Consider the following 19,515-nt stretch of genomic DNA (forward strand, 5'->3'; position numbering starts at 1 on the left):
ACAACGCAGCATGGGGGTCCCCCCGCGCCCTTTAGGCGTGGGGGAGTGCGTGCCAGGCGCCGCGGGGCAGGCGGGAGTTTGACGACAGGTCCTAGCGACGGGCAGACGCGAACCGGAGCACGGCCGGCGCGGCGGCGCAGCGGAGGCGGGCCGGGGGACCCCATGGGTTCATGGGACAAGGCCCCGGAGATCCCGGGACGGGGCCACCGCGTCAGCGGGCAGCCACCAGCGTCGGACACCCGTCGAAGGAGCGACAGCGACATGGCGAAGCAGACTGTGGCCGAGCAGTTCGTGGACATCCTCGTGCGGGCGGGGGTACAGCGGCTCTACGGCGTTGTCGGCGACAGCCTGAACCCGGTGGTGGACGCCATCCGCCGGAACCCCGCGATCGACTGGATTCAGGTCCGGCACGAGGAGACCGCCGCCTTCGCCGCCGGGGCGGAAGCCCAGCTCACCGGCTCCCTCGCGGCCTGCGCGGGCTCCTGCGGCCCCGGCAACCTGCACCTCATCAACGGCCTGTTCGACGCGCACCGCTCCATGGCCCCGGTCCTCGCCCTGGCCTCGCACATCCCCTCCAGCGAGATCGGCACCACCTACTTCCAGGAGACCCACCCCGACCGGCTGTTCGTCGAGTGCAGCCACTACAGCGAGCTGATCTCCAGCACCCGGCAGATGCCACGGGTGCTGCAGACCGCGATCCAGCACGCCATCGGGCAGAGCGGCGTCGCGGTCGTCGCGCTCCCCGGCGACATCGCCGGTGAAGAGGCCCCGGAGCGGGCCATCGAACACGCCCTGGTCACCGCGCGTCCGTCCGTCCGCCCCGGAGAGGCCGAACTGGACGCGCTGGCGAGGATGGTCGACGAGGCCGACAGGGTCACGCTGTTCTGCGGCAGCGGCACGGCGGGCGCGCACGCCGAGGTGATGGAGTTCGCCGAGCGGGTGAAGTCCCCGGTCGGCCACGCGCTACGGGGCAAAGAGCACATTCAGTACAACAACCCCTACGACGTGGGGATGAGCGGACTGCTCGGCTACGGCGCCGCCTACGAGGCCACCCATGAGTGCGATCTGCTGATCCTGCTCGGCACGGACTTCCCGTACAACGCGTTCCTGCCCGACGACGTCAGGATCGTCCAGGTCGACGTCCGGCCCGAACACCTGGGCCGCCGCACCACGCTCGACCTCGCCGTCTGGGGCGATGTCCGCGAGACGCTGCGCGGCCTGATCCCCAAGGTCCGGCCGAAGCAGGACCGCAGGTTCCTCGACCGGATGCTGAAGAAGCACACCGAGGCGCTGGAAGGCGTGGTCAAGGCCTACACCCGCAAGGTCGAGAAGCGCACCCCGATCCACCCCGAGTACGTCGCCTCCGTCCTGGACGAAGAGGCCGCCGACGACGCCGTCTTCACGGTCGACACCGGTATGTGCAACGTCTGGGCGGCCCGCTACCTCACCCCCAACGGCCGCCGCCGGGTGATCGGTTCGTTCAGCCACGGCTCGATGGCCAACGCGCTGCCGCAGGCGATCGGCGCCCAGTTCACCGACCGCGGCCGCCAGGTCGTCTCCATGTCGGGCGACGGCGGGTTCTCGATGCTGATGGGCGACTTCCTCACCCTGGTCCAGTACGACCTGCCGGTGAAGGTGGTGCTGTTCAACAACTCCTCGCTGGGCATGGTGGAACTGGAGATGCTGGTCTCCGGACTGCCGTCGTACGGCACCACCAACCGGAACCCGGACTTCGCCGCCATCGCCCGCGCGGCCGGGGCCCACGGCGTCCGGGTGGAGAAGCCCAAGCAGCTGCGCGGCGCCCTGCGCGACGCCTTCCGCCACAAGGGCCCGGCCCTGGTCGACATCGTCACCGACCCCAACGCCCTGTCCATCCCGCCCAAGATCAGCGCCGAGATGGTGTCCGGCTTCGCACTCTCGGCCGGAAAGATGGTGCTGGACGGCGGCGTCGGCCGCATGCTCCAGATGGCCCGCTCCAACCTGCGCAACATTCCCCGGCCTTGAGGCTCTTCCGTGCTCACCCCTTCGGCCGGTAGCCGTCGTAGTCGTTCCAACTGGGGGATTGGGTCATCAGTTGTTTCCAGGTGGGCCAGACCGCCTGTGTCTCCTGGCGGACCAGTTCGCCGGGCATGCTGAAGGGCGGGGCCTTGTGTGGTTTGCCGAGTGCCTGACCGACGATCGTGTCGTGGAGCACGGGCGCTGCATGGAGGCGGGGCAGCGAGGCATGGATGCGGTCGGCGTAGCCGGCCGGGAGGGTGTGTTCCTCCGAGGGGCCGAGGTCGAATCCGGCGCCGGCCGTCACCAACGCGATCTCGGGACGCTTGCGTAGGGCGATCTCGTGGTGCAGGTGCAGGGCGATCGCATCCCATACGACCTCGACCCTCTCGGGTGACACCCCCTGGTCGGTGAGGAAGCGGGCGGCCAAGTCGGCGCCGTCCATGTCGAAGCTCTGATCACCGTTGCCCTCGGAACTGAGCCCGGCGTCGTGCAGAAGGCAACCCAGAAACAACAGTTCGTCGTCATAGTCGCGGCCGGGCTGCAGGCCTTGCTGCTCTCCCAGAAAGCGCCCGTAGAGGTAGCTGCGCATGCTGTGGTTGAAGATCGCCGGGTCCTCGATGCCTTGCACGAAGCGCATCGCGCTCAGCGCTAAGTCGGTACGGGGAAAGAGCAGTTCCGCGTATACGTCGTCCATCACGTCACCTTCCTGGGCATTGCGGGTAAGGGGTTGGCTTCCTTGGGGCGCAGGTGGAGCCGCCGTCAGGCAAGCAGCAGGCCGTGCCGTGCAGCGGCCCGACGATCGTCGTGATCGCTTGGGTGTGTGCCGTCAGCAGGTTGCCCAGCAGGACCGCGAAGGAGGCGGTCTCGGCACCGGCCGCGATCCGCACCGTACGCACGGGAATCACGCTCCCGTGGTCGAGCCCGGGCGGATGATCATCAGGATCACGACGATCGCCCAGAGGACATTGAAGATTCCTGTGAGCGTGGCCAGCCGGGTCGCCGCGGGGCGCTGCCCCTCCTGGGGCGCTGAGTCCTGGGCCAACGCGAGCAGGCGCCGCTGGCCGGGCAGGATGGCCATGGCCAGGATGGCCGCGGCGATCACGGTCAACGCGAGTGAGGCGATCAGCCAGGCTTCGGTGAGGGCGCCGAGCAGGGCTCCGGTGGCGATCCCGAAGACCGGCACGGCGAGGCCGGCGACAGCGTAGCCGCGGCAGATCCGGTGCAGGAGTGCGGCGATTCCGGCGGCTTGCCCGTCCGCGTCCTCGCCGCCAGATGCCCGTAGCGCATAGCGGGGGAACATGGACGCGGCCACCGTGATCGACCCGACCGCCAGAATCGCCGCGAGGACATGTACGGACAACAGCGCCTTGGTCACTGCGGATTCCTCCGAGCAGAAGCACGAATGTGTTGGCTGCCAATACATACACTGCCTACGGTGATTTTGGGTAGGCTGCCTACTCATGAAGGCAGATGCGGTGCGAGGGCACCTGGACGGACTGTTGCTGGCCGTACTCGAACCAGGCCCGCTGCACGGCTACGCGATCATCGCCGCGGTCCAACAGCGCAGCGGGGGCGCACTCGAGCTGCGCACGGGCACGATCTACCCGGCCCTGAACCGGCTGGAGCGGCTCGGGCTGCTGAGCAGCAGCTGGCAGTCCTCTGGTGAACGGCGACGGCGATGCTACGAGCTCACCGACGCCGGCCGGCGCACCCTGGCCGGCGAGCGCACCGCGTGGAGCGAGTTCACCATGGCGATCGGCTCGGTCCTGAACCCCGCCGCGCCGCCCGGGGCTGCCACATGAGCGCCACCGGTCGGCAAGCCGACCCCGTCGAGGACTACCTCGCGGCCCTGACAGCCGCCCTGCGCGGCCCGGCCCGGACCAAAGCCCGGATGATCGAGGAGATACGCGACGGCCTCGCGGACACGGTATCGGCGCACACCTGCGAGGGCATGACCTACCAGCGCGCCGCCTGCCAAGCAGTGGGGGAGTTCGGGACTCTCGACGAACTCGTGCCGAGCTGCCAACGGGAACTGACCATCGCCCAGGCCCGGCACACCGCCCGGGCCGTCGCCCTCAGCGCCCCGTTCCTGGTCGTTTGCTGGTACCTGGCCTGGACCACCGGCCACGATCAGCCTTGGCAGCTGCCCCGCACGGCGCAGCTGCTGGCCGTTCATCTGGCCGGTGTGGGCGGCGTCGCCGCACTGCTCGCCGCGGCGACGCTGGCCGCCACCGGCACCCTCGCCCGCCGGCTGCCCGTTCCGCGCCGGCTGCCCCTCGTGGTCGCATGGACCGGGACTACCGCCAGCGTTGCCATGGCCGTCGCGACGCTCGCGCTCGCCACCGCCTCCGTCCTGGCCACGAACTGGCCCCTGCTCGCGTTCGCCGGCGCATTCGCTGCCGCGTCGCACGCCGTGGTGGCAGCCTCGGCCCGCGCCTGCCGCCACTGCGCACGCCTGCCCGTCACGTGATCCACCGCCTCTCGGCTGCGCGGCTGACATGCCCTCGGACACGTCGACGGGCCGTCAGCCGATGGATCAAGGCCACCTGACTCCACGGCCTCACCGGGCAGTCCGGTCCGGCCCCGGGGGAACCCGCACCGGTCGCGGTCTCCCCCGACTGCTCACCGGACCGTGCACCGCTCACCGACCGCGGCGCAGCCCCTCGTGCCCCTCCGCGTGCTGAATCGCCCGCACCAGTCCGGCGACCAGCTGGGCACGCTCGGCCATGGAGTCGATCAGCAGGTACTCGTGGTCGGCGTGGGCGCCGCCGCCGACCGCGCCGAGGCCGTCGAGGGTGGGTACCCCCAGCGCGGCCGTGAAGTTGCCGTCGCTGCCGCCGCCGACGGCCCGGGCCTCGACGCCGGGGAGCAACCGCTGTGCCACCGCGAACAGTCCGGCCGCCGCCGACTCGGGCATCGGGGGCCGGCCGATGCCGCCCCGTACCGTGATCTCCGCCGCGTCGAGATGCGGTGCCAGGGCCGCGAAAGCGGCTTCGACGCGGTCCTTCTCGTCGGTCGTCTCGACCCGGACGTCGACGGTGACGGTCGCCTCAGCGGGAACCACGTTGTCCAGGGTGCCGGCGGCCGCGACGGTCGGGGTCACGGTCGTGCCGATGCCGGGCCGGCCGAGCGCGGCGATGTCCAGGACCTGATGTGCCGCTTCGACCAGGGCGTTGACCCCGGCCGCGGGTTCGAGACCCGCGTGCGAGGCCCGGCCCCGGACCGATACCTGGAAGGTGCCGCAGCCCTTGCGGCCCGTCTTCAGGGCTCCGCCGTCCGCGGCCCCCTCCATGACGAGGACCGCGCCGCAGGCCAGGGCGCGCTCTTCGAGGAGGGCGCGGGAGGCGTGGGAGCCGACCTCCTCGTCGGCGGTCACCAGGATCTCGACGCCCGACCGGTCGTCCAGCGTCCCCAGGCCGTGAACGGCCTGCACCACACCGCCGAGCATGTCGAAGACCCCGGGGCCGGTCGCCCGCCCGTCCTCGGCCCGGAACGGGCGGCGCTCAAGGGTGCCGAGCGGGAACACCGTGTCGTGGTGACCGAGGATCAGGACCTTCGGGTCGCCGCCGGCCGCCCAGTGGACATGCGGTCCGGCCTCGCTCTCCACGAGGACGGCCTGCCCGCCGAGGCGGCGTTCGAGGACGGCCGCGACAGTTTCGGCCGACGCCCGCAAGGCGTTGAGGTCGCGGGAGGGGGCCTCGACCTCGACGAGCGTCCTGAGGTCCTCGATCATCGCGTCCACGCTGGCGGTCCGGTGCATCGTCACGGGACAAGGGTACGGGGCGCCTTATAGGCCCAACTGAGTTTTCTGGCCTGCTGAAGCGGCCTCTAAACCACATTTATAACCGGAAAGAGTGAAATGTTAGCAAAGGGTCTCAATGTGGAGCTGGATACGCCGAAAGGAAGAGCAGGAAGCGGCAGTGAGCCGCTTGGAGCGATCGGGAGATTGTTATGTCACGGATCACGCGGGTGACTGCTATGGCCGCACTAGCGGCAAGTACTGCCCTGGGCGGCATGTCGCCAGCGTTCGCGGACAGTGGCGCGTCCGGCGGCGCGGCCAATTCGCCGGGTGTGGTGTCGGGTAACGCGATTCAGGTCCCGATCCACATTCCGGTCAATGTGTGCGGCAACACCGTCAACATCGTGGGGCTGCTGAACCCGGCCTTCGGCAACACCTGCCTCAACGGCGGCATCGAGCGCCGGGTGGTGCACCGTCACACCGTCGTCAAGCACCACCACAAGCACGTCAAGCACGTGAAGCACGTCAAGAAGCACCACCCGAAGAAGCACCACCACCACAAGCCGGTCGGTGGCGTGCACACCGGTGGCGGCGGCCTGGTCGACGTCGAGCGCTGAGCCACTCGCTTGGATCATCTGGTCATCGCGAGCGTGCGTGCACCGCGCTGACGGCCCGGCCGACGCCGAGAGGGCCTGAACCGAGCGGACCGGTGAACTTCACCACCCGCACGCTCACCAGCACACGACGGCCGGGACCCCACAACGGGGCCCCGGCCGTCGGGCTGTCCGGCCCTCCCCGCCGAGCTCACCCGGCGGGCGGACGCTGCGGACGGAGCCGGAGGGTCAGGATCTGGAACGGACGCAGCTCGACCGTCACATCCGAGGTCGGGCCTTCCTCCTCCTCGTGCAGCGGACGCTCCAACAGGTCTGTCACCGTGGCGTGTTCGACGGGAAAGCCGGGGGAGAGGGTGCCGGTCGCGCGGCCGCCACGGGACTCGTACAGACGCACCACCACATCGCCGCTGCGGTCCTCGGCGAGCTTGACCGACTCGACCGTGACGGCCGGGTGGTCGACGCGGACCAGCGGGGGCACGGGCGGCACGGTGGCCGACCTGAGCGGCAGATTGAGGGCCAGGCCCCCGGCGACCGCGTCGCCGACCCCGGCCCCCGGCAGCAGTGCGTAGGTGAAGCGGTGGGCCCCCTGGTCGGTCTCCGGGTCGGGGCTGTGCGGGGCGCGCAGCAGGGTCAGCCGTACCGTCGTGCCCAGGCCCTCGGGGTGCGGGGTGCGGGTCACGTCATGGCCGTAGGTCGAGTCGTTGAGCAGCGCGATGCCGTAGCCGGGCTCGGCGACCCGCAGCCAGCGGTGCGCACAGATCTCGAAACGGGCCGCGTCCCAGCTGGTGTTGGTGTGCGTGGGGCGGTGGACATGGCCGAACTGCACCTCGGAGGTGGACCGTTCGGCGTGCACATCCAGGGGGAAGGCGGCCTTGAGGACCTTCTCCGACTCGTGCCAGTCGATGTCGGTGGTGATGTCCAGACGGTGCGAGCCGGCCCGCAGGGTGAGTTCCTGGGTGAGCCGGGACGCGCCGAACGCCCTGGTGACCCGTACCGTCGCGGACAGCGGCCCGGCCGCGGTCAGTTCCACGGACTCGGCGTCGGTCAGATCGGTGTGCCGGTGGCGGTAGTGGCGGTCGAGGTCCCAGGCGTCGTACCGGGTGGGGTGGTCGGGGTGCAGTTGCAGCAGATTGCCGCGGGCGCCCGGTGCCAGCACCTCCCGTCCGGCGTGCAGATCGCGTACGGAGGTCAGCAGGCCGTCGGTGTCGAGTTCCACCCGCAGCAGCCCGTTGTCGAGGGTGAGGGTGCCGTCGGAGCCGGTGTCGGCCCGTACGGGCGGCGGCGGTGGGGTGGGGGAGTCCGGGCCGGGCGGACGGACGGCGGCCGAGCCCAGTGCGGGGACATGGACCGCGACGGCCGACGGCCGGCCCGGACTCCCGGCCGGCAGCTCGACGATCTCGTCCCGGGAGTAGGGCGAGGCGTTGAACACCGTCGGGACCCCGGGCGCCGCGGCCCCGGGCCCGGCCAGCGCCGCGAGCGCCGTCTCGGTGATCCCGGTCAGCTCCGCCTCCACCGCCGCGTAGGTGGCACGGGCCTCGCGGTGCACCCAGGCGATGGACGAGCCCGGCAGGATGTCGTGGAACTGGTGCAGCAGCACGGTCTTCCAGAGGCGGTCGAGGGCGTCGTACGGATAGGCGTACGCGTCGGCCCCCGCCCGCACCGCCGCCGTGGCCGCCCACAGCTCCGCCTCGCGCAGCAGGTGTTCACAGCGCCGGTTTCCCTGTTTGGTCTTCGCCTGCGAGGTGTACGTGCCGCGGTGGAACTCCAGGTACAGCTCGCCCGACCAGACCGGTGCCGCCGCCCCGTACTCCTCGTGGGCGGCCTCGAAGAACCGGGCCGGCGGCTCGACCCCGACCCGCGGTGAGCCCTCCAGGGACCGCAGCCGGCGGGCCCGCTCCAGCATCTCGCGGGTCGGGCCGCCCCCGCCGTCACCCCAGCCGAACGGGACCAGGGAGCGGGTGGCCCGCCCCTTGTCGGCGAAGTTGCGTTCGGCGTGGGCCAGTTCGCGGCCGTGGAGCTGGGAGTTGTAGGTGTCGACCGGCGGGAAGTGGGTGAAGATCCGGGTGCCGTCGATGCCCTCCCACCAGAAGGTGTGGTGCGGCATCCGGTCGGTCTGGTTCCAGGACAGCTTCTGGGTGAGGAACCACTTCGCGCCGGCCAGCCGGGCCAGCTGCGGGAAGGCGGCGGTGTAGCCGAACGAGTCCGGCAGCCAGATCTCCTCGGTCTCCACCCCCAGCTCCTCCAGGAAGAACCGTTTGCCGTGCACGAGCTGCCGGGCCAGCGCCTCACCACCGGGCATGTTGGCGTCGGACTCCACCCACATCGAACCCACCGGCGCCCAGTTCCCGTCCCGTACGGCCCCCTTGATGCGCTCCCAGAGGTGCGGCTGGTGCTCCTTGACCCAGGCGTACTGCTGCGCCTGGGAGCAGGCGAACACCAATTCCGGGTAGTCCTTGGCGAGGTGGGTGACGTTGGCGAAGGTGCGGGACGCCTTGCGGACGGTCTCGCGCAGCGGCCACAGCCAGGCCGAGTCGATGTGCGCGTGCCCGGTGGCCGAGACACGGTGGGCGCTCGCGGCGGCCGGACGGCTCAGGACGTCGGCCAGCGCGGCCCGTCCCGCGGCTGCCGTGCCGCCGACGTCGTGCAGGTCCAGGGCGTCCAGCAGGTCCTCCAGGGCCCGCAGGATCTCGTGCCGGCGCGAGCCGTCGGCGGGCAGCTCGTGCATCAGCTCCGACAGCACCTCGATGTCGAGGACCAGCTGCCAGACGGTCTCGTCGAGCACCGCGAGGTCCGCCGAGGCGAAGCGGTACAGCGGCCGCGCGGGCGCGGTCCGTACGTCGCCGAGGTCGGTGGGGCGGAAGTCCCGCAGCACCGCCGGGTTCGCGGCCGCCTCCAGCAGCAGCCGCACCTCCTCACCGCCGCTGACCGGCGCACCGACAGGAAGGTGACGGTTACGCGGATGGATGCCCTTGAGCGGCACCCCCTCGGCGTCGTACAGCAGGCCCTCGGCCTGGAACCCGGGCCCGTCGCCGCTGAACCCGGGATCGATGACGGCCTCCACCCGGCGCCCCGCCCACTCCCGCGGCACCTCACCCGTCAGCCGGAACCAGCTGGTGGACCACGGTGGCCCCCAGGGCTCGCCTGCCGTGAACGGCTCATACGTGGCCGCGAGGGCCTCGCTCACCGGCCCCGGCTCCCCGGGCGCGTGCCAGACGGAGAGCCGCAGCGGCACCCGCGCCGCGTACTGGGCGGGCCGGATGAACTGCCCCAGCGCCCGCTCCAGACGCCCCTCCACCAGCAGTCGGTCGTCGTGCACAGCGGCTCCTCACGCTCGTACTCCCCGCGCTTCCGGGGCGCGGGCGGGTTCCCGGCGGCAACCGGGGGAGTGCGTCCGTACCCGGTGCCGGGGCCGGGCTTCGCGACAGGCTCGGATCAGGCATACCCACCGGGGCCCGGCCCGGCCCACCCGGCACGCGGGCGGCGGACCGCCGGCCCGGAGCACAGAAGCGGCACACCCGAAGCATGGCGACAGATCGGATGGGCATGCTGACCGTGAGGCTGTTCGAGGCAGAGCGCCGGAGTTCGTTGGGGGCGGGGGAGAGAATGCGTCAGCCTGTGCGGCGCGAGGAACGGAAGAGAACGCAGGAAGCGGCCGAGAGGGGCCGGAACGGGGAGACCACCGCGCGGGCGCCGGGGGTGCTGGAGCGGAAGGTACGGCACGCGGATCTGAAGGCGGTCGGCGAGGTGCGCAGGGAGCTGCGCCAGCTGCTGAGCCGCTGGACGGCGCCGGGCGTCGGCGAGCTCGCGGAGGTCGCGACGCTGCTCACCAGCGAGCTGGTCACCAATGCCCTGGTGCATGCCGAGGGCGGCGCCGTCGTCACGGCCCGGGTCAGCGACCGGCTGCGGGTGGAGGTCAGGGACTTCGTCCCCGGACGGCCCGAGCCGCGGCCGCCGACCACCGACGGGACCTCCGGCAGGGGGCTGATGCTGGTGCGTTCCTTAGCCGACGCCTGGGGGATACGCACCGAGACCCTGGGCAAGAGCGTGTGGTTCGAACTGGGCGGCGGACCGGCCTGACGCAGGGGCCGTGACGTCGGTCGGCGCGGTCCGCCACGGGTCAGCCGAACTGCCGCTCGATCGCGGCGAGTTTCTCCTCCAGGGAGTCCAGACGCGGAATCGTCTGGGTGTCGTCCTCGGCGGTGAGATCCACGGTCCGCGGAGACCCGGCCGGGGCCACCGCACCCTCGGCCTCAGCGCCGGCCACGGCCTTGAGAGCCGGGCGGGAGGGCGCCGGCAGCGCTCCGGTGAGCAGCGGCTGAGGATCGCCGGCTATGGCGGGGTCGGGGCCGGCCACCTCCGCGGCCGCCGGCTGCGGCACCGCCAGCTGACGGCCGCCACCCCGGCCGACACCCCAGGCGCGGTGCTGCCGGTTGAGGGCCTTGATGCGGGCCCGGTCGAGCTTGCCCTGCTCACGCCGGCGGAGACGGTCCTGCTCCTTCTCGCGTCGGTCCTCGCGGACCTCCTCGACCGCCTCGTCCAGCGTCCGTACGCCCTCCAGCAGCATCAGCGACCAGGCGGCGAAGGTCTCACGGGGCGCGCGCAGCCAGCGGACGATCCGGATCTGCGGCAGCGGCCGCGGCACCAGACCCTGCTCCCGCAGCGCCGCCCGGCGGGTCTGCTTGAGCGCCCGGTCGAAGAGGACCGCCGCCGACAGCGACATCCCGGCGAAGAACTGCGGTGCACCCGCGTGGCCCAGGCCGCGCGGCGCATGCACCCAGTTGAACCAGGCCGCGGCACCCGCGAACGTCCACACCAGCATCCGGGAACCGAGCGCCGCGTCGCCGTGGCTGGCCTCCCGTACGGCGAGCACGGAGCAGAACATCGCCGCACCGTCGAGCCCGAAGGGCACCAGATACTCCCAGCCCCCGGAGAGGTTGAGGTTCTGCACGCCGAAGCCGACCAGCCCGTGGAAGGACAGTGCGGCGGCGACCGCCGCACAGCAGAACAGCAGCAGATACGAGGCCGAGGCGAAGACGGCCTCCTTGCGCCGCCGCCGCTCCTCGCTGCGTTCCCAGGAGTCCTCCGCGACGGACCGGGCCGCCGCCCGCTTCCCGCGCACCACCAGCGCCACGGCCGCAAGCACACCGAAGAGCAGCACGGCACCGGGAACCAGCCAGTCCAGCGATATGTCGGTCATTCTCATTCTGGAATCCCTTTGCCTCGGGTACGCGATTTCCGCGACATCCTGGCGGAATCCGATCCCCGCCCAGGGGGTTTCGGGGCAAGAGAACGCCTAGGGGTACGGGGAAGACGCCTTGAGGTCGAACTGACTTTCCATGGAGTGGGGTTGAGTTCGAGTGAGGTCACGCTGATGGCTGGCGTGGGGGCGAGGCTGGATCAGATCCGCTACCGGCTCTGGCGCGGCAGCCGCCATGGGTGTCCGCCGGCCTTCGGTAGGCAACTCCACGAGCGGTGCTACGTGGTGGAACGCTGCTTCCATCGCTTGCGGCAGTGGTGCGGCACCGCCACCCGTTGTGGCAAGGCCGCCGAGTCCTGCCAGTCGCCGCCGGCCTCAGAGCTCTGCTGGTGTGGGCGGGGCATGTGAAGACGACTCTCAGCGGGGCGGACATTGAGGCGTCGCTGCGGCTAGCGGCCAAGCCAGGTGCCTGAAAACGGCCAACAATGCGACACTCCGCTTTCTTGCTGTGACGGGGGAAGTGCCCCTTATTACTAGCTTTATCAGGGCGTATCATGCCATACGAACGCGCAAATTTCGGACACTAGTTCCAAATGGCGTTTGTCTGTGCAGCCTCAGAGTCCATACGTTGTGGCGCGATCAAGAGGGCATGGCAAGAGGCCGGCGCCCTCGTCAGGGGAGGATGCGCAAGAAGGCGACCGTCGGCAGCGTCACCTACAGCGGCGGCGGCCGGGTGACAGATCTGCGGACGTGCAACTGGGTCCCGGACAACGATGACGAGTGCAGCCGTTGGGAAATTCGCGGCTGACACTCCGGGCGGCCTGAAGATCCGGCCCCCCACATTCTGAGCTGAAGACGAGGTAGGGCGGGAAGGACGGCTCGTTAGCCGCCCTTCCCGCCCCGTGCTGCTGTGTGAGTGGTAAGCGAGAGAGGGACCAGTGGGTCAGGTCAAGGGCGAAGCGGGCGCGAGCGAGCCCGTGTTGAAGGTCGGCGGTCTACGCTACGAAGTCGCTGATCGCGTGCTGCTGGACGGCGTGAACCTTCAGGTCTGTGCGGGCGAGTCGGCTGCGGTGGTTGGGCCCAGCGGCAGCGGCAAGAGCACGTTGCTCGGCTGCGTGCTGGGACTCATCCGCCCGGCGCAGGGGAAAGTTGAAGTAGCGGGGCAAGACGTCGTCCGTATGCGGCAACGCGCTCTGGAACGCCATCGCAGCCGGCATATGGGCGTGGTCTTCCAGTTCGGTGAGCTGTTGCCCGAACTGACTCCGGTCGGGGTTGGCGAGGCCGGCGTCACGGGTGGTTCCGATGACCTTGCCGTATCGGCGCAGGGCACCATCCGACCACACCTTGCTGAATTCCTGAGATTCAGCCGCAAGGCCGCACCACTCAGTGTGCTCACCGGAAAGCGGAAGGTCTACTACTCGACGGCGGCGTGGGCGCTGCTCGTGCCCTTGCTGGCGTCGATCGCGACGAGCGTGATCGCTGCAAGCTGGCTCGCAGCTCCCCAGGAAAGAGCGGTGGACGGCGTTGAACTGTCGGGCGACGTCCTTGCCGCCACGTCAGGTGCACTCGCCATCCTGGCCCTCCTCACCTGGTGGTGGGGCGCGAGTGCGGCTGTACGCGAGTCGGGCCGGTGGCGTCCTTATGGCGAATGACATCCCGCCGCCTCAAGGCCCACGGAGGCTAGCCGGCTCCGGTGTACAGGCTCACACCCACCACAACATCCCCCGCCAACGGGACAGGCGGGATCGTCTCCATCGCTCGGAGGCGACGCCCCTGCAGCACGCTGCCTTATGTATCGCTGTGACGCTGACTGCAGCTGCGGCCGTGCAACAGCTACTCCTCGCCATCGGCCTGGGCGGTTGGCTGCCGGGCTGGCAGCCTTGGCCCTATCTCTTGGGTGCCGCACCGGCGTGGCTGGTCGCTCGGCCTTACTGGTCGCAGGCCTTCGGCTCGTGGCCGGCCTGGTCGAAGTGCGTCGACCTGCTACGGCGCGTGCCCGTAGGGGCATTGGTCACAGCGGTGCTGTCTTTGGCCGCGGGCGTGTGGGCAGTGCTGCAGGACGACGAGCCGTATATCGGGCACGAAGAGGCGGTCTACGCGAACAAGGCCCGTTCCTGGCGTGACGGCACACCAGATGCGGGGTGGGGGGTGTACCGGCCCATAGGTCTCCCGGCCCTTGGGCGCATTGCCCTTGCCCTGCACGACGACGTCGGTGCGCTGCGGACCGTCACGCTCGTCCTGACACTGCTCACGCTGATCGTGACGTACCTCGTTGCAAGCCGCTGGACCACCCAGCGCCAGGCGGTCGTCACGATGCTGCTTCTGCTCAGCGGTCTCGGCTTCCTGCGCCGCGTGCCCGAGTTCCTCAATGACATCGGCAGCACCGGCCTCCTGTTGGTCGTTGTGTTCCTGCTCATACGTGCCCAGGAGAGAGCCCGATCGCGTGCCCTGTTGATAGTTCCATTGGTGATTCTCGCGGCTTTCTACCTCCGTTACGGCGTGGTGGGGAATCTCCTGGCGATAGCCATGGCAGCAGTCCTTGTCTATGGGCCTCGGGCTTGGCTCGCGCAATGGCGGCGCCTGGCCCTCGCCAGCATTGCCCTCTTCGCCGGCCTCGTGCCTCACTTCCTCTATGCCATCCAGGTAACCGGCTCGCCCCTCGGCATCATTCTTTATGCGACCAAGCAAGCGGAACGCGACTTCATCGGCGACGGGCTCCTTTACTACCTGGCGATCTTTCCCTACCGCTTGGCCGGCGACCTCGGCGCCGTAGTCATGGCAGCAGGCATTGCCGTCGCATGGCTCGCTATGCGCAGAATCCGCCGTACGCGCCATGAATACAACGGTAAGCCGCGGCGGGACGACCAGCGGCGGGCATTCCTTGGTGCCGCTTCGCTCCTCATTTTCGTTCTCCTGGGCGTGGCGACCGACGGTGAGCCACGCTTCGTCTTCCTTCCGGTCATACTGCTCACCACACTGGGCGTGCAGTACATCGCCGAACTGACCGCTCGTTGGGCTCCGCAGGCACTGTTGGCCATAGCCCTGTGTGCCGGCATCACGATCTTCGGGACAACTCAGGTGGTCGCTCATGGAGCCATGCCCGGCCCCACGGGCTTGAGCCACTCCACCGTCCCGGTAGCCCGGCAGCTCTCCTCCAACGGGCCATGCCTCCTGGTCACCGGGTACGAGCCCGAGATCGGCTGGTATTCGGGCTGCGATGCTGTCACCTACGCCCAGTACGTCCAGATGACTCCGCCCCGCGACACGGAGATCAGCTTCATTCTCTTCGAGCGCGGCCGTCTTCAGCCAGATGCGGCCGGTCTGCAACGCCTGATCGGCTCCCACCCCCATTCCAGCCGCATCATCCAGACTGACGGCCCACTTGGCACAAGCACAGTGATCACGCTGACGCCCAAAGCCGACAACGGCCCCCGCTAGGTGCACTGACCCGGAGCGTTGTTCGCGGCTGAGGGGTGGCTGGCCTGCGAGTGCGGTGTGGCTGCGGTGCGTTCGGCCTTTCCGTTGGCCTGTGGTCGGTAGGGGCGCGTGAGTTTGCCGGTCGCGCCGAGTGCGGTCAGGGATCGTTTCCAGGCCAGGCCTTTGCGGCAGGACCAGGCGTTGTCTGTCAGGACCGTTCGATCGTGGCAGCGGGCGGTCTGGTCTGTGAGCCGGTCGAGGAAGGCCGGGTGGCTCAGGCCGTGGCGGGGCAGGATGCGGTGGACGGTCGCGGTGGGCAGGACCCTGTGCGCGGTCGGTGTCGTCACCGTCGGAGTGTCGCGGGGACGTGGACGTCCGCCGCTGTCCGGTGGTGGTCCTCGTCGATGGTGACGTCCGGGGCGAGTTCGGTGAGGTGCGGGCCGGTCCGGCAGAGCCACGCAATGACTCATGCGTTTGTCAGGCGAGATGCAAATTCATTTGCAGACACCGCCTGGATGTACCGCAGTCCGGTGGCCGGTCGCCGGTGGGTGATGGGAGCGGGGCCGCCCGCGCCGCGCCCGGCCGCCTCTCAGTCCGCGCGGCCCTCCGCGCCCTCCGGTCCGAGAGGCAGCGGGATCTCGAAGTGCACGGTGCCGAAGCCCGCCCCGTGTTCGCCGGTGGTCCGGGCGTCGAACACCTCCTTGGCGATGCTGTTCCAAAAGCCCTGTGCGCCGGGGATGTTGACGTTGGTGTGCAGGTAGACGCAGTCGTAGCCCGGCGTGGCGGCGGCGAACGCGCAGGCCTTCCGTACCATCGCGCGGGCCAGTCCGTGCCGCCGGTGCTCGGGCCGGACGTAGACGCGGACGAGCTGCGCGGCGGAGGCGTAGCGCTCGGCCAGCCGGCGTGGATGCGGCGGATGTGCCGGTCCGCGGGACAGCAGCCCGGTGGTGGCCACCACCTCGCCGTCCGACAGGGCGACGATCAGCTGATGCCGTGGGTGGTCCAGGTAGGTGCCCCGGATGTCGATGACGTCGGCGTGCCAGGCGGGCACGTATCCGTAGTCGAACTCGCGGTAGAAGGTGTCCAGCATGACGCGGCGCGCGCCGTCGCAGTCCTGGGGTTCGGCCGGGCGGATCGTGTAGGTGCCGGTCTCGTGCGTCTGGGGTTGTGGGTCGTGCATGCCTTGTCCGTGGGGGAGTGGTCGGGGCGGGGGTTCCGGGGCTTCGGGGGTGTGAGCGGGGGGCGGGGTGGTCCTGGGGCGCGTGACCAGCATATGGATATGGAAATCATTTTCAACTTGAGTCGCGGCTCTCCCCGCGCCGCCTGTGCGAGCGGTGGAAGTGGCGTGCCGGCGTCGCGTCGGTGACGGTCCGTCAGGTGGCTGTGGTCAGGCGTCTGACGCGGTCCTCGTCGCGGGTGCGCGGGCAGGTGACGCAGGTGTCCTCGGGGCGCAGCGTGTAGTACATGCAGCAGCTGGCGCGGTCCCGGGTCGGCAGCGCCTCGCCACCGGGCCCGGTCAGCTCGCGGAATGCCGCGCCCCCCACATAGGGCGCGGTGGCGCCGGGCAGCAGCCGTTCCAGCGCGATCCTCGCCCGCGGCTCCTCGCCCAGCAGCTGCGCCACGTACCAGAGGCCCTCGACGATCTCGTCGGACGCCATGCCCCACAGTGCCCGCGGCCCGCGCCGCACCCGGGTGCGGAATCCGTCCAGGACGGGCCCGAGGTGCGCGGCCACCGCCGCCCGGACCTCCGCGCGCAGCGCCTCCTCGTCCGGTACGACCCGGGCCCCGGGCAGCGCCGCCGCCGGATCGTCCGGAAGGCAGGCGAACGCGCTGAGGCGCACCGCCATCAGGAGCGGCTCGCGCCGGACCGAGACGTCCTGGACGGGCAGGTGCGGGACCCGGCGGTGCAGGAACCAGGGGAGGGTGATCAGCAGGCAGGCGGGCCAGGCGTACCGGTGCAGGGCGAAGCTCGCGACCACGTCCGGCCGGGCGGACCGGCCGTGGTCGCGGACGATCTGTGCGTCGTCCCAGGCGAGGAAGGCGTCGAGGGCCTCGCCGCCGGCCGCCAGCCCGGCCGCGCACACCCAGCCGTCGCCACTGGGCGGTGCGGTGTGCCAGGTGGTCACCTGCAGACCGGGAAAGACCTCGGCGAGCCGGGCGTAGGACTCGGCGACGGGGTGGGACGCGGCCGGGGCGGCGAGAGCAGAAGTCATGGGAGACCACCGAATCGCGATCGTTAGCAGGTAAGGCTTACCTTACCCGAACTCTCTACCCGCGCCCGCTCGGCGCCAGTCCCGGCAGCCCGGCGAGGTTCCGGTACCGGTGCACGGATTTGTACTGTGGCCCGCGCCGCCTATGGTGCTGGGATACGTCAGGAGGAGCCGTCATGGAACAGGGCACAGCGGAACAGGAGCCGGCCGCGCGGGCATGGGTACCCGCGCAGCCCGGCCCTGCCGCGCCCCGGCGGCACTCCGTCCGCGGCCAGGTGCTGGCCGCGCTCCGCCGTGCCCTGGTCGGCGGGGAGCTGACCCCCGGCCAGGTCTACTCCGCGCCCGCGCTCGCCGAGCGCTACGGCGTCTCCGCGACCCCGGTCCGTGAGGCCATGCAGCAGCTCGCCTGCGAGGGCGCTGTCGAGGTCGTGCCCAACCGCGGCTTCCGGGTCGCCGAGTGCAGCTCCCGCGACCTGGCCGAGCTGGCCGAGGTCCGGCGGATGCTGGAGGTGCCCGCGATCATCCGGCTGGCGCGGGCGCTGCCCCCGGAGCGCTGGGAGGAGCTGCGCCCGCTCGCCGCCGCGGGTGTGGCGGCCGCGGCCCACGGGGACCGGGCCGCCTACGCCGAGGCCGACCACGCCTTCCATGTCGCCCTGATGGCGCTCACCGGGAACCGCCGGCTCACCGAGGTGGCCGGCGATCTGCTGCGCCGCACCCAGTGGCCGGCGGGTGGCTCCCGGCTGCGCACCGCCGAGCTGCTGGCCGACGCCTCCGAGCACACCGCGCTGCTCGACGCCCTGGTGGCCCAGGAGCACGCGGTGGTCGAACGGATCGCCCGCGAGCATGTCTCGGCGGCCCGGCACCCGCACTGAGACCGGTGGCTCAGTCGGGCAGCAGCTCCTCCAGGGGCAGCGCCGCGACATCGGCGGCGGGACGGGAGAGATAGAGCTCGGCGTGGTAGAAGCCGTCGGACTCCTTGCCCGCGGTGGACAGGCCGAGGCCCGCCAGCGCGTCGAAGCTCGCCCGCCGCTCACCCTCGTCGGCGAACCGGCGCTGCCGGAACGTCCGGGTGGTGAGCTTCTCCGTCACCAGACCGGCCCGGGCCAGCAGAGCGGAGACGGGCTGGTAGGACACGGTCCGCAGGACGAACGCGGCGACCCAGGGCGGCGCGGACACGTTGTCGATGAGGTGGCCGAAGGTACGCGCGGTGATGTAGCCGACGCCGCCGGTGACGGTGATCAGATCGGTGCCCGCGAGGACCTTCCGGAGTTCCGGGCTCGGCTCGTCGAGTTCCAGGTTCTCCGCGAAGCCGTGGTCGAGCAGACCGACCGACTGCGCGTAGCCGACCGCGCGGTCCGCCGAGTCGATGCCGCTGATCCGGAAGGGCGCCGCGCGCCGCCGGCTGGCGAAGAACGTGCGGTCCTCGTCGACGAGTTGGCGGGTGGTCGGCAGGCCCGGACCGGGCGCGGCGTAGCGGCCGTAGAGGTCGGAGAGGGACAGCTGGTGGTTGAGGAGCGCCGCGTTGACCCCGTACGAGCAGCAGAGGTCGACGACGTTCAGTGGCGGGCGGTCGCTCCGGTGCCGTTGGAGGGTCTCGGCCACGGCGCGGAAGACCGCTTGGCCGTGGTGCGGAATCTGGTAGTCCAGCGGGTTCAGTGTGGTGAAGTACCGACGGGGATCAGGGCAGTTGTAAATCGCCTCGAAATCTGCCTTGCCCCAGTCGGTTCCAGCGGTCGTATGCGTCACTCCTGCTGTCATCTATGGCCTCCTGCCAAGGCTGTAACAGTGGGTGGGGGCTGAGCTGGTCCCGGACCAGCATCCAAGTCCCTGCCGCCGCCTCACAGTGCGACTTGCGGCCATTCTCGGGGTCTGTGGGGCGGGATGGAACACCGCGGCCCCCGGCTTCCGCCCATGGTCCCACCTCATGGTTCCCCCGGCGCGTCGACCGCGGAGGCCTTTGGCAACCATCGCGCCCCGGCCGATCCGCCGCGCCGACCGTCCAGATCCGGCCAATCGCGGCGCGAGCGGGCATGGCTGATGAAGGGGGGTTGACGGGGAGGAGGGAAGCGGTACAGGGGGTGAGCGGCGAGGGGCGGGAAGCGGGCGGCAGCCCCGCGTCCGGCGGCCGGCGCGCGCAGGGGTGGCGAGCGGGGAGGGGAACGGGGCGGGGAACGGGCGACGGCCAACCACCCGTGGTCGCGGAGTGATTGGCCGTCGTGAGCGAGCGGTGTCCAGGGGTGTCGTCCCTAGGACCTGTCGTCAAACTCCCGCCTGCCCCGCGGCGCCTGGCACGCACTCCCCCACGCCTAAAGGGCGCGGGGGGACCCCCATGCTGCGTTG

General features: G+C 70.7%; 15 protein-coding genes and 2 pseudogenes. 8 read left to right on the top strand and 9 right to left on the bottom strand.

Annotated elements, in window-relative coordinates; all coding sequences use genetic code 11:
* Positions 1 to 261: 261 nt before the first annotated feature.
* Positions 262 to 2,004, top strand: a complete 1,743-nt coding sequence (locus ACWC9R_RS34645) for a pyruvate dehydrogenase (protein WP_450737592.1) — start codon at positions 262 to 264, stop codon at positions 2,002 to 2,004.
* A gap of 13 nt (positions 2,005 to 2,017) precedes the next feature.
* Here the strand turns inward: ACWC9R_RS34645 and ACWC9R_RS34650 are convergent, their stop codons facing one another.
* Together ACWC9R_RS34650 and ACWC9R_RS34655 are read right to left on the bottom strand one after the other, a co-directional pair.
* Positions 2,018 to 2,692, bottom strand: coding sequence for an HD domain-containing protein (locus ACWC9R_RS34650; RefSeq protein WP_450737594.1), 675 nt, complete (start codon positions 2,690 to 2,692; stop codon positions 2,018 to 2,020).
* 207 nt (positions 2,693 to 2,899) lie between these two features.
* Positions 2,900 to 3,373: a DUF2269 family protein gene (locus ACWC9R_RS34655; protein ID WP_450737595.1), complete on the bottom strand. Its 474-nt coding sequence runs from the start codon at positions 3,371 to 3,373 to the stop codon at positions 2,900 to 2,902.
* Positions 3,374 to 3,458: 85 nt separating this feature from the next.
* On the opposite strand from ACWC9R_RS34655, the gene ACWC9R_RS34660 reads away from it, so the two are divergent.
* Positions 3,459 to 3,800 carry a PadR family transcriptional regulator gene (locus tag ACWC9R_RS34660; protein ID WP_450737597.1) on the top strand — a complete coding sequence of 114 codons (342 nt, stop codon included), beginning with the start codon at positions 3,459 to 3,461 and terminating at the stop codon, positions 3,798 to 3,800.
* Positions 3,797 to 4,468, top strand: coding sequence for a permease prefix domain 1-containing protein (locus tag ACWC9R_RS34665; RefSeq protein ID WP_450737599.1), 672 nt, complete (start codon positions 3,797 to 3,799; stop codon positions 4,466 to 4,468). The genes ACWC9R_RS34660 and ACWC9R_RS34665 overlap by 4 nt, the downstream gene beginning before the upstream one ends.
* Positions 4,469 to 4,639: 171 nt before the next feature.
* Here the strand turns inward: ACWC9R_RS34665 and ACWC9R_RS34670 are convergent, their stop codons facing one another.
* Positions 4,640 to 5,758 (bottom strand): M20 family metallopeptidase, encoded by a 1,119-nt coding sequence (locus ACWC9R_RS34670; protein WP_450737613.1) that lies wholly within the window; start codon positions 5,756 to 5,758, stop codon positions 4,640 to 4,642.
* Positions 5,759 to 5,976: 218 nt separating this feature from the next.
* Here ACWC9R_RS34670 and ACWC9R_RS34675 point away from each other — a divergent pair.
* Positions 5,977 to 6,183, top strand: a pseudogene (locus ACWC9R_RS34675) (chaplin); the annotation flags it as partial.
* 358 nt (positions 6,184 to 6,541) lie between these two features.
* Here ACWC9R_RS34675 and ACWC9R_RS34680 read toward each other — a convergent pair.
* Positions 6,542 to 9,667 carry an alpha-mannosidase gene (locus ACWC9R_RS34680; RefSeq protein ID WP_450737601.1) on the bottom strand — a complete coding sequence of 1,042 codons (3,126 nt, stop codon included), beginning with the start codon at positions 9,665 to 9,667 and terminating at the stop codon, positions 6,542 to 6,544.
* A gap of 287 nt (positions 9,668 to 9,954) precedes the next feature.
* On the opposite strand from ACWC9R_RS34680, the gene ACWC9R_RS34685 reads away from it, so the two are divergent.
* Positions 9,955 to 10,428: an ATP-binding protein gene (locus tag ACWC9R_RS34685; RefSeq protein ID WP_450737602.1), complete on the top strand. Its 474-nt coding sequence runs from the start codon at positions 9,955 to 9,957 to the stop codon at positions 10,426 to 10,428.
* A gap of 40 nt (positions 10,429 to 10,468) precedes the next feature.
* Here the strand turns inward: ACWC9R_RS34685 and ACWC9R_RS34690 are convergent, their stop codons facing one another.
* Positions 10,469 to 11,554 (bottom strand): DUF2637 domain-containing protein, encoded by a 1,086-nt coding sequence (locus ACWC9R_RS34690; RefSeq protein ID WP_450737603.1) that lies wholly within the window; start codon positions 11,552 to 11,554, stop codon positions 10,469 to 10,471.
* Between the two features lie 932 nt (positions 11,555 to 12,486).
* On the opposite strand from ACWC9R_RS34690, the gene ACWC9R_RS34695 reads away from it, so the two are divergent.
* Together ACWC9R_RS34695 and ACWC9R_RS34700 are read left to right on the top strand one after the other, a co-directional pair.
* A complete protein-coding gene (locus tag ACWC9R_RS34695; RefSeq protein WP_450737605.1) occupies positions 12,487 to 13,200 on the top strand; it encodes an ATP-binding cassette domain-containing protein in 714 nt (237 codons plus the stop codon).
* Positions 13,201 to 13,348: 148 nt separating this feature from the next.
* Positions 13,349 to 14,986 carry a glycosyltransferase family 39 protein gene (locus ACWC9R_RS34700; protein WP_450737607.1) on the top strand — a complete coding sequence of 546 codons (1,638 nt, stop codon included), beginning with the start codon at positions 13,349 to 13,351 and terminating at the stop codon, positions 14,984 to 14,986.
* A 68-nt stretch (positions 14,987 to 15,054) separates the two neighbouring features.
* On the opposite strand, the pseudogene ACWC9R_RS34705 reads toward ACWC9R_RS34700, so the two are convergent.
* The 3 genes and pseudogenes from ACWC9R_RS34705 to ACWC9R_RS34715 all read right to left on the bottom strand — a co-directional run.
* Positions 15,055 to 15,180: pseudogene (locus ACWC9R_RS34705) on the bottom strand (IS481 family transposase); the annotation flags it as partial.
* A 374-nt stretch (positions 15,181 to 15,554) separates the two neighbouring features.
* A complete protein-coding gene (locus tag ACWC9R_RS34710) occupies positions 15,555 to 16,145 on the bottom strand; it encodes a GNAT family N-acetyltransferase (protein WP_450737608.1) in 591 nt (196 codons plus the stop codon).
* Between the two features lie 193 nt (positions 16,146 to 16,338).
* On the bottom strand, positions 16,339 to 17,178 hold the full coding sequence (locus ACWC9R_RS34715; protein ID WP_450737610.1) for a (2Fe-2S)-binding protein: 840 nt from the start codon (positions 17,176 to 17,178) through the stop codon (positions 16,339 to 16,341).
* Between the two features lie 173 nt (positions 17,179 to 17,351).
* Here ACWC9R_RS34715 and ACWC9R_RS34720 point away from each other — a divergent pair, with 173 nt between their 5' ends.
* Positions 17,352 to 18,047 (top strand): GntR family transcriptional regulator, encoded by a 696-nt coding sequence (locus ACWC9R_RS34720; protein WP_450737611.1) that lies wholly within the window; start codon positions 17,352 to 17,354, stop codon positions 18,045 to 18,047.
* Between the two features lie 10 nt (positions 18,048 to 18,057).
* Here ACWC9R_RS34720 and ACWC9R_RS34725 read toward each other — a convergent pair whose 3' ends face one another.
* Positions 18,058 to 18,921 carry a hypothetical protein gene (locus tag ACWC9R_RS34725; RefSeq protein WP_450737614.1) on the bottom strand — a complete coding sequence of 288 codons (864 nt, stop codon included), beginning with the start codon at positions 18,919 to 18,921 and terminating at the stop codon, positions 18,058 to 18,060.
* Between the last annotated feature and the right edge of the window lie 594 nt (positions 18,922 to 19,515).

The sequence above is a fragment of the Streptomyces sp. NPDC001219 genome, assembly GCF_053597915.1.